15 protein-coding genes and 2 tRNA genes are annotated in these 16,964 nt (G+C 29.5%); 8 read left to right on the top strand and 9 right to left on the bottom strand.

Annotated elements, in window-relative coordinates; translation table 11 throughout:
• Position 1: 1 nt before the first annotated feature.
• The 5 genes from DB313_RS02840 to DB313_RS02820 form a co-directional block, all read right to left on the bottom strand.
• Positions 2 to 1,222: a ribose-phosphate pyrophosphokinase gene (locus DB313_RS02840; RefSeq protein WP_120104668.1), complete on the bottom strand. Its 1,221-nt coding sequence runs from the start codon at positions 1,220 to 1,222 to the stop codon at positions 2 to 4.
• Between the two features lie 187 nt (positions 1,223 to 1,409).
• Positions 1,410 to 2,042: a hypothetical protein gene (locus tag DB313_RS02835; RefSeq protein WP_120104328.1), complete on the bottom strand. Its 633-nt coding sequence runs from the start codon at positions 2,040 to 2,042 to the stop codon at positions 1,410 to 1,412.
• Positions 2,043 to 2,137: 95 nt separating this feature from the next.
• Positions 2,138 to 2,671 (bottom strand): tetratricopeptide repeat protein, encoded by a 534-nt coding sequence (locus DB313_RS02830; RefSeq protein ID WP_120104667.1) that lies wholly within the window; start codon positions 2,669 to 2,671, stop codon positions 2,138 to 2,140.
• A gap of 71 nt (positions 2,672 to 2,742) precedes the next feature.
• Positions 2,743 to 3,828 (bottom strand): hypothetical protein, encoded by a 1,086-nt coding sequence (locus DB313_RS02825; RefSeq protein WP_120104327.1) that lies wholly within the window; start codon positions 3,826 to 3,828, stop codon positions 2,743 to 2,745.
• Positions 3,829 to 4,017: 189 nt separating this feature from the next.
• A complete protein-coding gene (locus tag DB313_RS02820; RefSeq protein ID WP_174220845.1) occupies positions 4,018 to 4,245 on the bottom strand; it encodes a KTSC domain-containing protein in 228 nt (75 codons plus the stop codon).
• A gap of 359 nt (positions 4,246 to 4,604) precedes the next feature.
• Here DB313_RS02820 and fusA point away from each other — a divergent pair, with 359 nt between their 5' ends.
• The 7 genes from fusA (at position 4,605) to DB313_RS02785 (ending at position 10,322) form a co-directional block, all read left to right on the top strand.
• Positions 4,605 to 6,683 carry an elongation factor G gene (gene fusA / locus DB313_RS02815; protein WP_120104325.1) on the top strand — a complete coding sequence of 693 codons (2,079 nt, stop codon included), beginning with the start codon at positions 4,605 to 4,607 and terminating at the stop codon, positions 6,681 to 6,683.
• Positions 6,684 to 6,698: 15 nt separating this feature from the next.
• Positions 6,699 to 7,394 (top strand): Bax inhibitor-1/YccA family protein, encoded by a 696-nt coding sequence (locus DB313_RS02810; protein WP_120104324.1) that lies wholly within the window; start codon positions 6,699 to 6,701, stop codon positions 7,392 to 7,394.
• Between the two features lie 71 nt (positions 7,395 to 7,465).
• Entirely contained in the window at positions 7,466 to 7,816 is a 351-nt protein-coding gene (locus DB313_RS02805; RefSeq protein WP_120104323.1) for a bactofilin family protein, read from the top strand.
• A complete protein-coding gene (locus DB313_RS02800; RefSeq protein ID WP_120104322.1) occupies positions 7,813 to 8,448 on the top strand; it encodes a tetratricopeptide repeat protein in 636 nt (211 codons plus the stop codon). The genes DB313_RS02805 and DB313_RS02800 overlap by 4 nt, the downstream gene beginning before the upstream one ends.
• 46 nt (positions 8,449 to 8,494) lie before the next feature.
• Positions 8,495 to 8,567 (top strand) — tRNA-Lys (locus tag DB313_RS02795).
• Between the two features lie 92 nt (positions 8,568 to 8,659).
• A tRNA-Lys gene (locus tag DB313_RS02790) sits at positions 8,660 to 8,732 on the top strand.
• The gene (locus DB313_RS02785) at positions 8,733 to 10,322 is read left to right on the top strand and encodes a hypothetical protein (protein WP_238614517.1); all 1,590 of its coding nucleotides are present in this window, start codon (positions 8,733 to 8,735) and stop codon (positions 10,320 to 10,322) included.
• On the opposite strand, the gene DB313_RS02780 is transcribed toward DB313_RS02785, so the two are convergent.
• From DB313_RS02780 to DB313_RS02765, 4 genes are read right to left on the bottom strand one after another with little or no spacing between them, the layout of a single operon-like run.
• Positions 10,323 to 13,127: a M16 family metallopeptidase gene (locus DB313_RS02780; protein ID WP_120104321.1), complete on the bottom strand. Its 2,805-nt coding sequence runs from the start codon at positions 13,125 to 13,127 to the stop codon at positions 10,323 to 10,325.
• On the bottom strand, positions 13,124 to 13,870 hold the full coding sequence (locus DB313_RS02775; RefSeq protein WP_120104320.1) for a hypothetical protein: 747 nt from the start codon (positions 13,868 to 13,870) through the stop codon (positions 13,124 to 13,126). The genes DB313_RS02780 and DB313_RS02775 overlap by 4 nt, the downstream gene beginning before the upstream one ends.
• 15 nt (positions 13,871 to 13,885) lie before the next feature.
• A complete protein-coding gene (gene xth, locus DB313_RS02770; protein WP_120104319.1) occupies positions 13,886 to 14,647 on the bottom strand; it encodes an exodeoxyribonuclease III in 762 nt (253 codons plus the stop codon).
• 20 nt (positions 14,648 to 14,667) lie between these two features.
• On the bottom strand, positions 14,668 to 15,426 hold the full coding sequence (locus tag DB313_RS02765; RefSeq protein ID WP_120104318.1) for an MBL fold metallo-hydrolase: 759 nt from the start codon (positions 15,424 to 15,426) through the stop codon (positions 14,668 to 14,670).
• A 243-nt stretch (positions 15,427 to 15,669) separates the two neighbouring features.
• Here DB313_RS02765 and DB313_RS02760 point away from each other — a divergent pair, with 243 nt between their 5' ends.
• Positions 15,670 to 16,962: a hypothetical protein gene (locus tag DB313_RS02760; protein ID WP_120104317.1), complete on the top strand. Its 1,293-nt coding sequence runs from the start codon at positions 15,670 to 15,672 to the stop codon at positions 16,960 to 16,962.
• Positions 16,963 to 16,964: the final 2 nt, after the last annotated feature.

The following is a 16,964-nucleotide window of genomic DNA, read 5'->3' as shown; positions in this document are numbered from 1 at the left end:
ATTATCTCTTCGAAATTAAATTTTGAATATCATCACTTCTATCAAGAATTTTTTGTAAACTAATTCTATTGTGAATTGCAAAAATTGCACCCGCAAAAATATGTGCAACATTAGCTTCGTAATACCAAGGTTTATTTATAAGTTCAGCATCATGGTAAACCGCATTTGTTCCAATGATTTTGTAAAAATATCCCTCTTCATAAGCTTTATCAAAATATCTAATTGCATCTCCATTGAAAAATGGTAAACTTATTGCACATATAATCTTTTTAGCTCCCATGCTCTTGAGTAATTTCATAGCCTTAATAAAAGTTCCACCAGTAGCTAGCATGTCATCACTCATAAAAACATTCTTACCCTCAACATCTCCTAAAAGCTTAGTTACAGATATATTAGAATCACTAACACTATGAACTACCCTTGAGTAATCTCTCTCTTTATAAAGCAAAGCTAAAGGTCTCTTAAGATTAGATGCAAAAAACTTGTTCCTATTAACAGCCCCTGTATCAGGAGAAACAACAACTAAATTTAAATCCTTAATGTCTATCAGCTCGGCTAAGGCTTCAAAAATTTCATAAGATACATTTAAATTTTCAAAATATGCCCTTCTAAAAACATTTTCAATAGCTTTTGAATGAATATCTAATGTTAAAATATGTTTAACTCCCAATTCTTCTAAAAATCTACCAAAAAGACTTGCCGTTAACCCTTCTCTTGAATGTTTTTTATCCTGTCTTGAATAAGGATAAGAAGGAACAATTACACTTACAGAGTTAGCCTTAGCTTGAATACATGCATCCACTGTAGTCATTAAATTCATCATATGATCATTAATCGTCATTACTACTTTTTCATTACCATTTACATCAACTGGAGAAGTATTAGAAACATCTTGAACAATAAAAATATCTTTATCTCTTATGGTCTTTAAAATTTCCGACTTAAATTCACCATTAGCAAATTTAACAAACTTTACAGGAATTACCATATCCTCATCAACCCGTACACTAGAAAACTCAAGTCCTTCCAAAAAGGGAGGTAAAATTCCTTCAAGTTTTAAAATATCTTCTTTCAAACAACTAGAAGTCTGAGAGATTTTTTCAATAACCTGACTTTCAGCACATAGAAATATTTTTTTAAGTTCTTCAATTATTTTACTAGCAAATACTTTTCCACCAGGACAAGCAATAATTCCTATTGATTTTTTAATAAGCAAACTCAACTTTACAAACTCCCTACGTAAATAAAAATCCTTCTTTAATTCTATATTATACTTAAGCAAAATTTACACAAGACTAAAGAAGACTCTTAAAGTCAAGACAATAAAAGCCTTCTTATTAATAAATTACATTAATCAATGCAATTGTCCTAAATCAATATTAAAATTTATTTAAGTACCCGATAATGCTCTATATAACTCCAAATTCAAATCCTAACCCAACCTTTAAGTCAGAAAACACATTATTCTTAATATTCCAACTATAAAACGCCTCAAGCATTAAGAAAGAAAATACAACTCTTCCCCCTAAATCCCATGAAAAAACACCAAATTCATCCAAAATAGAATTCTTAACCCCAGTAGCCATATTTAATCTAGGCCCAGTAAAAAGCGCAACAGCACCAATAAAAAAATCTAATCTTGTATAAAATCGAGGCTCTAATGATCCAATAAATGAAACACTATCATTTAGTTGTCCAGAACGATTTATTGCCTGAAATACACTCAGATCAAATCCAAGTTCAAACCCAAGTGAGAAAAGATCATCAAATCTCGCTCCCATTTGCGCATGACCTCCATAATTTAAACCAGTCTTAGCAACGTTAACCATATCTGAAAAATCTTGTACTATTTGTTCCCTTTCAACTGAACCTATATCATTCTTCAATTTATCTCCCAAATCTACAGCTGTATTATAAAAGTTCGAAATAATGCTAACCGGTATGTCTACTCCAATTCCAAGATTAAGTTCAAAAGTAGTGGCTGAAAAAGCATTAACTGAAATAAACATAAGCAGACTTATAAATAAAATCTTTACTCTCATGTTAGTTGACCCTCCAAAAAGATTTAAATTATTTATTGTATCAAGTTTGATACAATAAATAATGGCTCATTATATCACAAAAATCATTTTTAAACTCAATTCTCTAAGATAGAAGAAACTATGTCATTTGCATTAGAGGGTATCGAATAATTTAATTCCCTATACTTCAATATATATTTTTTTGCATTTTCCTTATCATTTTTTACATGATAAATGTAGAAAACATTAAACAATGCTTCCTTATTAGCAGGAGCAACTTCTAAAGTCTTTAAATATAGTTTTAAAGCCTCTTCCAAATTCTCCTTTTTAAAAAACAAATAAGCTTTTAAATTAATCAATAAAATATTGCTAGGATCACTCTCCAATAAAGACTCAATTCTAAGTTCAGCTTCATCATATTTTTTTAAATTTATGTAAGCTAAAACAAAATTATAACTAGATGCATTATTTACGTTAGAATTAAATTTGATAGACTTTTCATAAAGTGATACAGAAGCTTGATTATTTCCAAGATCTTCATTCAATTTAGCAAGTTTATAATACTCATCTGAGATATCCTGATATTCCCTAGAAAGGGTATTACAAGATAACAATAAATAAAAGAGCAAAAGAAAGAGCACTTTATACATAAAAATATAAACATTATCCACTTAGGATAATCATTATAAATTAAAATTAAAGACTAAACAAACTCAAAAATTTAAATAATTACTGGAATCTCAAACCCAAGTCCAAATCTTAAGTCTCTATATTTAAAATCACTAACAGAAAACAATACTGATGTTTCTAAATTAAGAAATGCCAATCTTAATCTAAATCCGGTCTCAATAACATTAAAAGGATTAGTTATTTTATCCTCACCAATCAAATTCCCCACATAAACAGGATCTAATACTAAAGATTTATCACCAAATCCCGCGAAAAGGGTAGTAGCTAAGTAATAAATATCATACTTTAAAAAAAGTCTTGGCATTACTCCAAAACCAAAAGTAGCAGATGAAGAATCTCTTAAAAATCCGATATTAGGTGCAATCATTCTTCCCAAATTCATACCAAAGCCAAGTTCAAATCCAAAATAAAAATCACTACTTACAATAGGCATACCAACTTGAAAATACCCTTGAACACCAGTACTAAACAAAGGTGACAACTTCTTTCTAAAAGCATTATTTAAAACACTTCTTGGATTAGAAATTTCATCTAATAATTTAAAAAAATCATCTGTACTACCAACACCAAATTCATCCAATTGATCAAATACCATCTCCTTCAACTCAACAGCATGCTTGGATGTCTCTCCTAATTGTGCTAAAAACTTTTTAATGCCAATTCCACTAGTTCCATCTAATCTCTCAATCAAAGTACCCACATCTAACTTACTTAATTTAAGAAAAGTTTCCCTAAGTTCATGGGCATTAGCTAAAATAGACCTCACATCTTTTAAATAAGATAAGTTTATTTCAAAAATATCTGCTATTTGTAGAGCTTTTAATCTATGGGGCATATTAACAATAGCATCATAATTTTCTAGATAAGATTTATAAATAGTAGTTGCACTTTTAACAAGTACATTAAAACGAGGCATAGCTCTATTTTTAAAATCTTTCAAGATAGAGAATAACCGCATGCTTAGCCAATTATCTAATACTGTTCCAGTATCTCTATTAAATAAAAAAAGCGATTCAAGACTCATCTGCAAATTAACACCTGCCGAGAAGTAAAAAACCTTAGCAAAAGATGTCTGCATACACAGAAACAAACTTATGATAATTAAAACCTTTTTCATATCTTCCACCTTTACCATATAAACCACAAAGTTTAACTACTTATAATAATATATCTTATGTCAATAAAGCTCAATTCAATATTTTTAAACTTTTTCCTTTTAAATATTTAAACTAACACTCAATTTAAACAGTAAGTAAATAAAAAAAGGGTTCCCAGTATACTAGGAACCCTTCCCTACTAACTAAAATTAAAGCTTTTCTTGGTCATATTTGTTAAATATATGCTCAGTTAAATATTTACCAACTGATTTTCTCTCTTGAACAAGCTTAGATATTATATTAAAATGTCTTGGTTCAATCTTAAAATACTTATAAGCTCTTCCGTCCTTAAAAAACACAGAAAGCTCAGACAAAGCAGAGTCATAATCAACTTGACATATTTTGCTCAACTCATGAGATATTGTTAAAGTATTCAAACTTATACCCTCCAAATGGTTATTCTTAGGAGTATAAAATATAAAGTAAAGAAAGAGTAAATTCATTAAATATAAGAATTTTTAATCAATAAAATCAAAATTTACTAAATGATATATTCCTTATGACAAATTGTATATATTAAATAAAATTTAGTCAAGAGAAATTAAAAGCAAATTGATTATTATAATCATGCCCTTTTCACCTACAATTTCATATGATACTTATTTATAAGCATGAATACTTTAATCTTAAGTCAAACCTACTCAACACAGTTAAAATAGCTTTTTTGAAAAAAATCATGTAAAATAACTAAGGTAATTAGTTTTCTATTATACAAACTTAGGAGGAAAAATGTCCCATGGACTATAAAAAACTGCGAAACATAGGTATCAGTGCTCACATTGATTCAGGAAAAACTACACTTACAGAACGTATTCTTTTTTATTGTAACAAAATCCACGCCATTCATGAAGTTAAAGGAAAAGATGGAGTTGGGGCAACAATGGATTCAATGGAACTTGAGCGAGAAAGGGGAATTACAATAGCATCAGCTGCAACTCATGTTGAATGGAAAGATTATCCTATAAACATCATTGATACTCCGGGTCACGTTGACTTTACTATTGAAGTTGAACGTTCACTTAGGGTTCTAGATGGAGCAATACTTGTTCTTGATTCTGTTGCAGGTGTTCAATCTCAATCAATTACAGTTGACAGACAGCTAAAAAGATATAATGTACCACGTCTTGCATTTGTAAATAAATGTGATAAAACTGGGGCAAATCCTAATAATGTAAAAGAACAACTTAAAGAAAAGCTTGACTTAAACTCCGTTTTAATGCAAATTCCAATTGGACTTGAAGATAAACACCTTGGAGTTGTAGACCTCATTTTAATGAAAGCTTATTACTTTGAAGGAAAAGACGGTACAGAAATTATAGAAAAAGAAATTCCTGCTGAACTACTAAATGAAGCAAAAGAAAAACGAGAAATAATGCTTGATGCTTTATCTGACTTTAACGACGAACTCATGGAACTTCATATGGAAGGGAAAGATGTTAGTTCGGACGTGATATATGACGCTATTAGAACCGGAACTTTAGCTTTAAAGCTTTGTCCTGTATTTATGGGCTCTGCTTACAAAAACAAGGGAGTTCAACTTCTACTCGACGCTGTAACTAGATTTTTGCCATCTCCTCATGACATTAAAAATGTGGCACTCGACTTAAACGACAATGAAAAAGAAATTAACCTTGTGACTGATGATACCTTACCTACTGTGGCACTTGCATTTAAATTAGAAGATGGCCAATATGGACAATTAACTTATGTCAGAATATACCAAGGAATCTTGAAGAAAGGACAAGAACTTATAAACTCAAGGACTTCTAAAAAGTTCAAAGTTGGAAGACTTATTAGAATGCACGCCAATAATACTGAAGATATTGAATCTGGAAGTAGTGGAGACATTGTTGCATTATTTGGAATAGAATGTGCATCCGGAGATACTTTCTGTGATCCTTCAATTAATTATTCAATGACATCAATGTATATTCCAGACCCAGTAATATCTTTATCTGTTAAACCTAAGGATAAAAAATCAGCGGATAACATGGCCAAGGCTCTTGGTAGGTTTACTAAGGAAGACCCTACTTTTAAAACTTATGTAGATCCCGAATCAAACGAAACAATAATACAAGGTATGGGAGAGTTACACTTAGAAGTTTACATTGAGAGAATGAAAAGAGAATTTAAAGCAGAAGTTGATACAGGTATGCCACAGGTGGCATACAGAGAAACTATAACAGGAAAAGCAGAATTCAACTACACACATAAAAAGCAGTCAGGTGGAGCAGGTCAATTTGGAAGAGTTGCCGGATTTATGGAACCACTTGACACAGAAGGGCAAACTTATGAATTTGTAAACCTCATAAAGGGTGGAGTAATCCCAACAGAATATATTCCATCATGTGATAAGGGATTCCAAAAAGCTATGGAAAAGGGAACTCTAATTGGATTCCCAATTGTCGGTATTAAGGTTACAATTAATGATGGGCAATATCACATTGTTGACTCATCCGACATTGCATTCCAACTTGCAGCGATTGGAGCATTCAGAGAGGCTTACAATAAGGCAAAACCTACTATACTTGAACCAATAATGAGAGTAACTCTTGAGGGACCAACAGAATTTCAAGGAAACATGTTTGGTCTTTTAAACCAAAGAAGAGGTATAATTTTAGGATCTCTTGAAGAGGGAAGCTTTTCAAAAGTTGAAGCTGAAGTACCTTTAAGTGAAATGTTTGGATTCTCAACCGTTTTAAGATCCTCTACACAAGGAAAAGCTGAATTTTCAATGGAATTTTTAAGATATGGTAAAGTTCCAAGCACTATATTTGATGAATTATGTAAAAAATTTAACGAAAAAAACAAATAAAAAGGAGGAATTATTATGTTTGAACTAACTCAAGATAAACAAGAGATAAGAATAAAAAATAAATTCTTAGCTCAAGTTTTTGGCCTAATGGCAATTGGTCTTTTAATATCTGCAGTATTTGCATACACAACGTCCGAAAATGCAATAATGAGAGCCATAATCTTCTCAAACCCAATGTCATTCATGGCTATAATACTTGTACAATTTGGGCTTGTTTATGCAATCAGTGGTGCTATTGAGAAAATATCAAGTAGCACAGCAACTGCTCTTTTCTTAGGGTACTCAGCATTAACAGGGGTAACGCTATCTTCTGTATTTTTAATATATACCCAAGGTTCAATATTTTACACATTTGGAATTACTTCTCTAACCTTCCTTGCAATGTCTTTTTATGGATACACAACAAGCACAGACCTTACAAAAATGGGAAGCTATTTTATTATGGGTTTATGGGGTATTATTATTGCCTCTATTTTCAATATATTCTTCAGAAGTTCAGGGCTTAACTTTTTAATCTCACTACTGGGAGTAATATTATTCACAGGTTTAACAGCTTATGATGTTCAAAATATTTCTAAAATGAACAGAATGTTAGAAGATGGAACGGAACTTAAAAATAGAATGGTAGTTGTGGCTTCTTTAAAACTTTACTTAGATTTCATAAATTTATTCCTATATCTACTAAGATTTTTAGGACAAAGAAGAGATTAAAAGTAAATGTGGTTTCAAATACTTTAAATCAAAAATGAATGCATTTTAAGCATTCATTTTTAGGAGCTATAATGAGTATAGATAGTCTAGAATTTGAAGAAAGTAACACTCAAAATGTCATAAAGGGTAATTTTGAATTTGAAGGATACATAGAAAGCAATAAGCCAATAATCATTGAGGGTTTACTTAAAGGGCTCATAAACTCTACAAGTTCAATATATTTAAGAGAAAAAGCTAATGTAGAGGCAGACATTAAATGTAATCATTTTCTAAATCACGGAACAATGAAAGGCAATATTGAAGCTTTAGAAACAATAAAAATCTACAAAACCGGAAAATTAATTGGAAACATTAAAACAAAAGAACTCTTCATAGATTCAGGAGCAATATTTAAAGGAAATTGTGTAATGGAGGAAAAATGACATATAAAAGATTTTCTTCAAAGATAATCTTACTTATCTTATCATGCTCAAATTTTTTAATTGCACAAGAAAAAGAAGATTCACTTCTCTTATACAGAGAAGGCAGATTTCAAGAAGCCATTACAAATACTCAAGAAGAACTCAGTCAAAACCCAAATAACCTAGATGCAAGAGTAATACTTATATGGAGTCTAATAGGAGCAGGAGAATATAAGAAAGCCGAAATAGAATGTATGAAAGGACTTGAAATAAAAAAATATGATTCAAGAATAATTCAAGCATTAGGAGAATCTTATTTTTTTCAAAAGCAATATAAAAATGCACTTAAATATTTTCAAGAATATATTGGTCTTGACCCAAATGGAGCACGAATAATAAAAGTATACAATCTCATAGCAGATTCTTTCTATAAACTTGAAAGATATAATGAAGCTGATTTTGCATATGAAAACGCTTTAAGGTTTCTACCAAATAATCAAAACTTGCTACTAAAACTTGCAAAAGCAAGAATTAACGCAAAAAACAAAACTTTAGCAAAAGAAACTCTAACAACATTACTAAGCTTAAATCCCAGCCATTTAGAAGCAAAAAAATTGCTAGAAAATCTTGAAAAAAATAATAATAATTCTTGACATTGCCCTTATAAAAACTTATCCTATTTATTAGTTTGATAATAAAGGGCTGCTAGCTCAAGTGGTAGAGCGTCGGACTCTTAATCCGCCGGTTACAGGTTCGAGTCCTGTGCAGCTCAAAGAGATTAAGGTTTGCTTATTTAGAAGTATATATTGACATGCTTTTAAGTAAATTGTATCATTAAATTTAGTGGACTTAATTTGTTTACTGGGGCTCATAGCTCAGGTGGTAGAGCAGCGCCCTTTTAAGGCGTTTGTCGTAGGTTCGAGTCCTACTGAGCTCATTGTGTCCTCTTCGTCTATCGGTTAGGACTCCAGGTTTTCATCCTGGCAAGAGGGGTTCGACTCCCCTAGAGGATGTTTTAAAGAGAGGATCTTTTAGGTTCTCTTTTTTTTATGCAATAATGAAAAAATTTTTAATATTATTATTCTCATTAACAAGCTTTTATGTAATAAATGCACATGAAAGAGAAATACAAATAAACGAAAATAATCAAACTATCATATCTTTTGACCCAAAAGAAGAGTTCAACACCCTTATACTAAACCTTCAAACAAATGAAAATGCAAGTATAGAAATCAATACTCAAAGTGAAACTCATTCATACAAAATCCCAAAAATAATAACTCCAGATAAAGAATTAACAATAGAAATCAAAATGAATAATATCTTGTCTGTTATTCTAAATAATATTGAAAACAAAAGCCCAAGTACAGAAACAGAAGAATCAAATCCCAAAAAGCTCAAAATATCAATTAGTCAAAATGAATATTCTATTGAATTTAATCTTGACAGGAATATTTTTCCTGTCATAGGATTTAAAGCTCAAGAAAAAATATTAAATCCTATAATTGCAGAATTATATTCCGAAAAAGAATCTCAAAAAATAGTATTATCTAACCTCATAAAATACACATCACTAGAAAATGAAAACGACGAAATAAAATTTAATAAAAACAATAAAATGATTCAAATAAGTGAAATTGGATATATCAACATGAATGACTATTATGATATCAATAAACCAATAAATTCTGATTTAAAATTCATCTTTAACTATAAAAAAGAAAATTATAGAAGAGACTCTTTTGAATTCTTTAATCTCATAGCAGAACCTGATATATATGTACTAAAATTCAAACAATTAAGAGACCAATCTTTAATGCTTAAAAGATTAGCGTTTTTTACAGAGAAAAAAAACTTTAGAGGAAAAATATTATCAAACAAAGAACTAGAAAACAAAAAAGGATGGACAGGACATAACTACAGACTTGAAGATATAATTACATTTTTTAATATGGCTAAAAAATTAAATATCAAATTAAATAAAGAAGAGATCATATTAAGAAACATTATTATAACTAATAAGCTAGCAAATATTGAAAATCAGATATTGAAAGTCAAAGATAAATCAAAAAATATTGCATTTGCTACTTATTCAGAAGATAAAACTATGTCAAGAGCAGCTCAAATGATAATATTCATGCATGAAATCTTACACATGTATTTCTTTACAGACAATAATATTAGAAAATCAATCTCTACCTTTTGGAATCAAAATGTTCTTCAAAAAGACAAAAGAGCTTGGATAAAATTTTTAGATAGTAAAGACTACGATATTAAGTCTAATAATCTAGTAATAAATGAATTTTATGCTTACACTGCCCAAATTCCAAAAGAAGATATTGCAGAATTTTTAATCAATACCAAATATTTTCCCAAATCTGGCACTAAGAATTATGAACAATGGGCATTAAAATTAGAAGAACTAATATGGAATGAAAAAGGACTAATAGCTGGAGAGCTACTAATCCTTTTCAAAGACGAAATAGCAAAAGACAACAGTATACCTTTTAACCAAAATTCAAATTAATTATTCTTTTTCTGGCATCAAAACAATTTCTGTCTTCTGATTAAAATTAATTTTCTTTAACAATGAATTTATAACATCTTTATTTAAATTATTTTCAATAAATGTAGTACTTATGGTATCTTCAAAAGTACCTGTCCACAGAACTGAATCTAATATTGAGGAAGACCAATACAAATTAGATTGAGATTTAATTTCCTCTTCTTTAATGATATTTTTCTTAACATAATCAAAATCTTCTTCTGTATAATCTATCTTTTGTCTCTCTAGCATATACTCATGTATAGATTTTAAGACTTTATCAAGAACTTTAGGCTCAACTGTAAAAGTTACATATATAAAACCATCTGAATTTTTATATCGTCTAACAGAATAATTAAAGTATGCGTTTATTGAATAAACACTAGACATATCCCTTCTAATATTTTTAATAAGACCATCAGTCAAAAGAGAAGCCAAAGCTTGATAGTTTAAAGTACTCTCGGGTGTATAATTGAATTCAAAAGGATAAAGAACATAAACAATACTACTTGAATCCTCACCTTTCCTTATAACTATTCTATCCGTATCTTTCTTATAAGAATGATCTAAATCCTTAAACTCATCCAATTTTTTAGCATTCAAGTTACCCAAATACTTCCTTGAAAGAGTTTTTATTGTATTTAAATCTACATCTCCCACAAACACAAATTTGAAGTTATTTGCATAGGCAAATCTCTTTTTATAAAAATCTAAAAGGATTTCCTTTGTCATATTTTTCAAATCAGATTCCTTAATATCTCTGTAACGATAATCATCATTATTTAAAAACCCCTTAACAGCTCGTCCAAAAAGATATTTAGAATCATCCTCCCTGCTTTTAATGACCGCTTTTATATCGTTAATAGTGTTTTGTAAAACAATATCATCTATCTTTGGCTCATTAAATGTATAGTATATAAGCTCAAAAAGAGTTTCAAGGTTTTTGACCTCAGCACTTCCACTAAGGTTTGTTTTTTGAAAATTAACTGTTGTATTTAAACTTACAACCTTGTCTGCCAAATATTTTTCAACTTGAAGTTGAGAATAATCCCCATAACCTGAATTTGAAACGACACTCGGCGCCATATCCAAAACAGGTATAAGATCAGCATTCTCATTTAATAATCCACCCCAAGAACTTGCACTAAGAGTAACTACATTCTTCTTATGTTCATTATGTTTAAAGTAAACTTCAACTCCATTCTCAAGAGTAAATGATGATACTCCTCCAAACAATTCTTTCTCATCAATAATCTCTTTGTTTTTCAAGTCCTCCTTCAAAAATTTTCCTTGAATTGATACATCCTCATAAGGCTTACTTTCTCTTTTTAATGCAAGCTCTTGTATTCCCTGGATTTCATCAAGAGTCAAATCACGATGAGATTTATTAGAATAAGAATAAATAATAGCATGATCATTTATAGACGCTTCTCTCTTGGCCAAACCTGTTATTGTAGCCAGACTAATTTTATTTAGATGATCAATAGCAATATCATAATACTCATGCATATCAAGCATGGCAGAATCTTCTGTCGCAACATCTACTAAAATATTAGTAATAGTAGATGAATTTCTTTTATCTATGTTATCTTTACTTAGCTTATAAGAGCTTATAAGTTGAGACTTAACCTTATCCACTTCCCCTTGAGTAAATCCAAATTTCTTTATTCTCTCTACTTGATAAAAAAATTCTTCAAGACCTTCTTTTAATTGATCTGGATTTAATTCAACAGAAATTTGATCAATTAAAATATAATTATCATCCGACTTTAGTGGAGAATCAATTTTATTAAAAGACATAAAATCATTTATTCCAGAAGCCCTTAACTCAGAAAACCTATTTGCAAAAAGACTATTCAATAAGGTTCTCTCAATATTTTTCTTAATATGACTAGGTGTAAGTACAACATTGTAACTATCTTTTTTAACAAAAATCACACCAGGAAATGGTGTCTCAAAATCCTCTACACTAATAAATTTTTCATTAATTGATGTGTCTAGATTTATTTTAATCTTTTCAAGCTCACTCTCAGGTTTCTTGAAAGATGAAAATTTTTCTTTTACTTTTTCTTCAATCTTGTCAGGTTCAATGTCTCCTACAATAATGACACTAGTAAGATCTGGTCTATACCATTTCTTATAAAATTTCTTAAAATCTTCTGATTTAAAAGCTAAAATCCTCTCTTCAAGTCCAATAGGAAATCTGTCCGCATATCTACTATTACCAAGAATAAACTTAAACATTTTTTCCACAATTCTATTTGGATAACGCTCTCCAAGCTTCTTCTCTTCAATGATAATATTACGCTCTTTTTCTATTTCTACTTCATCCAATTCCATCTGTGAAGCCCAGTTCTTCAAAACATTTAAAGCCTCATCAACTTCTGCCTCATTATTACCATCCGGCACATCAAGACTATAATAAGTTTTATCAAAAGAAGTATAAGCATTAATATCCGCTCCAAATGCCATCCCAAACTTTTTAAGAACTTTTAAAACACCCTCACCACCCGGATAATCTTCTGTTCCCTTAAAAGCCATATGCTCAAGGTAATGAGCCAATCCTCTCTCATGTTCCTCTTCATTTAAAGAACCTACATTAAATAAAATCCCCATATAAACAGCCTTCTCCGGCGTTTTGTTAGCATAAATATAATACTTAAGTCCATTCTCAAGTTGACCACTTACTAAATTCTGATCAGTCTTTAACTTAGAAGGAGCACAAGATAAAAGAAGAAATACTAAAATTAAAACTCTATTTATATTATTGATACTGCGATACTTCATTTAATTCTCCTTGAATTTATTTCTATATTATAAGCTTTTTTAAGCTCTTTAAGAATCGATAAAAATCCAAAATCATACCAATCCTTTACACCCTTTAATTTTGAAATAGGAAATAATTCATAAAATAAGAACAAAAGTTCCATCTTAGATAAACTTGAAATATCATCAAGGTAAACCTTTTTATTAAACTCGCTAAGAAAAACAAAAGAGCCAGTTTCATCTAACCTAAACTTATTAAAATCAGGATTTAAAATACTTGCCTTGTAAATCTCAATAGTAGTATGCTCACTGGGTAAATCACCATAGCTTTTTTTATGAAAAGAGTCTAGAATTACAAAATTACCATTTTCAATACCCACATTTCGTCCATCTAAAGTTTTTAAAAACCTATCCTTGCCATCACAATAAACCAAAATATTTAAAGCCTTTGATACACTTAAAACAAGTTTTTCACTACTATAATTCTCCGGTCGTCTTAAAGACTCAATATGCCCTGTATCACCTACTCTATCCTTGTCTTGCAATACTCGAATATCTTTCTCAGCTAAAGCTTCTCTAGCCAAGTCAATGTATGTTAAAAGTTTACTATTTTGACTCAAATATTTTTCTCGTTCAAATAAATGAATTACAAATACTAATTCTTTCCTATCAAGACCACGATAAAAATCAATATTCTCTAAATCAATTCCAAAAACAAACCCGTGAATAAAAAAAATAAGAATAATTAAGAAACATTTATTCATGCACAACCCCATTTATCACCAATCTAACTGCAAAAAAATAGGACAATGATCACTACCCATTACTTCATTTAAAATTAGAGCATTTTTTACTCTAGTTTTAAAAACTTCATTCACAACAAAATAATCAATTCTCCACCCAATATTACGTTCTCTTGCCTTTGTTCTATAATCCCACCAAGTATAGTTATCTGGGTTCTTATTAAATATTCTAAAGGTATCAACATAACCCTCATTTAAAAAATTATCCATCCAAGTAGTTTCCTCAATATAATATCCAGCATAGTCTCTACTAGTCTTAGGATTAGATAAATCAATCTCAGTATGAGCAATATTAAAATCACCACATATGATAAGGTTTTTCCCAGAACTTATGAATGAATGTGCAAGAGACTTGAGATGCATTAAAAAATCAAGCTTAAATTGCAGTCTTTTTCTTAACAATTGAGAATTAGGGAAATATGCATTAATAAGAATAAAATCATGATAATGTACAATAAGGATTCTTCCTTCCTTGTCAAATATTTCTCTACTCATGTTCTCTACCTTAATAGGTTCAATCTTAGAATAAACACAAACACCACTATATCCCTTTATTATGGATTTTGAAAAATAGGAATAATATCCTTTAATATTAATAAGCTCTTTTGGTAATTGTTCTTTGCATGCCTTAGTTTCTTGAAGGCACAAAATATCTGGTTTATGTTTTTCAACAAATTCAAGAAAACCTTTTTTTAAAATAGCTCTTATTCCATTTACATTCCATGAAATTAAATTCACAAAGACCTACCAACCTTTAATTAAATATGTATCCGAAGCCCATCATAAGCCAAATAAATATTATCTTTATTTAAATAATCAAATTCTTCATGCATTATATCATGTGCAATGTGCGTAAAATAAGCAACCTTAGGCTTTATTTTTTTAACCTCACTAATAGCGTCATCAAAATTTAAATGACCAGGATGAGATTTAATTCTTAAAGCATCTATTATTAATACATCTAGTTCATTTAAATATTTATAAGAAACATCCGGAATAGACTTAACATCAGTAAGATATGCTACATTGTTTATTCTGTATCCTAAACTAATTATATCCCCATGCAGTAAAGGAATTGGCATTATTTCTACTCCTCCAAAAATAATTGGCTCCAATTCTATTGCTAAATTAGGAATAATATTAGCCTTTCCACTTGTAGAAACTTTTGATGTAAAGTTATGAGGAAAAGCATTTTTAATATGTTTCATCGTGCTCTCTCGAGCATATATATTTAAAGGAGAATTTCTTGTATAAAATTTAATATCATCAAGACCCATAACATGATCATAATGCTCATGAGTATATAAAATTAAGTCAAGACTAGAGACACTTTCTCTTAAAAGTTGAGCTCTAATATCAGGACCTGTATCAATTAATAAGTTAATTCCAGACACATTAAGGAGCAACGAACTTCTAAGCCTTTTGTTTTTAGCAGAACTTGAACTGCATACCCTACAATTGCAATTTAACATAGGAATACCACTCGATGCACCTGTTCCTAAAAAAATCCCCAACACACTGATTTCCCTTCACCTCTTAAAGGTATCTCATTATACCACAATAAACTAAAAGGATAAAAGAAAATTAACCCTCTACAGAAAAATAAAAAATAAATAACATAACCAGATTGCAAACATATCTCTACTTTATCAGACAATAATTATATGAGCTAAACATTCTTATTTGAGAGGAGGAATTTTATAAATTATTTTGTAAATAACATTTTTATGCTTATAATTACTTAAGGAAAAAGTACTTTTATGAATGAACAATTTTATGAGATTATATTCTTACTAAGTTTTAGTATATTCTTAGTCATAAACTTCTTCAATTTTAAAAGAGAATTTTCTTGGGAAGATTATTTCATAATTTTTCCAGGGATATTTTTCATACTAAATCTATATCTAATAGAAATCAAACCGCTCATGTTGTATGTTGGGGCTCTATTTTTAGTCTTTTTAACAATCATCATCATTAAAAACATAAGCACAATACTATTTAGAAGAAAAAGAGTAAATAAACAGCCTAATAAATTTAGGAGAATAATTTACTCTATATTTTTTAAAGGAATATTAGTAATACCATCGATAGTGGTTTTACTAATAGCTACGACATTTTCATACCTTGGCCTTTTTACAGATTATCCAGAAGATGAACACTCTAGCTATAAAATAGGTTTTACTAGAATTAAAGATTATACAAATAAGTTAAGCGTATCGGTTTGGTATCCAACCAGCCTAACTCTTGGACTTAAAAGTCAAAATCCTTTTCTTTCCTACACATTCAATCCATTTTTCATAAATGAAATGAATTATATACCAAAATACACCAATGTATATAAAGATGCTTTTATTAGCAACAATCAAAAACTATATAACAGTGTATTTATTATATTACCTTCTCATTCTCATGATTCAATGTTTAAATCATTAGTAAATAGACTAGTTAAGAAAGGAAACATTGTCTATTTATACTCGCCAAAATATCAATTCCCCCATACTGATGACTTTATTAAAAATCATGATAATAGCTTACTAACTGATATTTCAAACAAAACCATTAAGTATTTAGTAGAACCTATAAAAATTTTCAATGAAAGAGCAGACAAAACATCTGAAGTTACTGAGATTCAAAACATTATTGAGCTCATTAAATCGACTCAAAAACTAGAATTTTTGGATTTAAAAATGAATTTGAACAAACTAACATTAATTACAATTGGGAATCAAGCCAATATTGCAAACTCAATTATTAATGAGAACAAGGAAATAAAAAAATATATAAACATTGGGGGGAAGCCTCAAACTTTAAATAAAATAAAAACTTTACAATTATTAATAAAACAAGATGAGAATGAATTGAAAGAAACCCAAATAGATTCATCATCTATAAAAGTTATAAACATGACTAATGTTGGAGAAATTTCTGATTTCATATTTAGTAGAAGATATTTAAAAAGTTTCAATTTCTTTAAAGACAAAAAATTAATGCTACCAAGATTTAATTTTGTTATTAAAGAAATCAACAAATTTATTGAAGAAAGAGGATTTTAAAA

It is taken from the genome of Borrelia turcica IST7, assembly GCF_003606285.1.
GTDB classification, from domain to species: Bacteria; Spirochaetota; Spirochaetia; order Borreliales; family Borreliaceae; genus Borrelia; species Borrelia turcica.
This window is presented reverse-complemented; position numbering and strand designations above follow the sequence as displayed.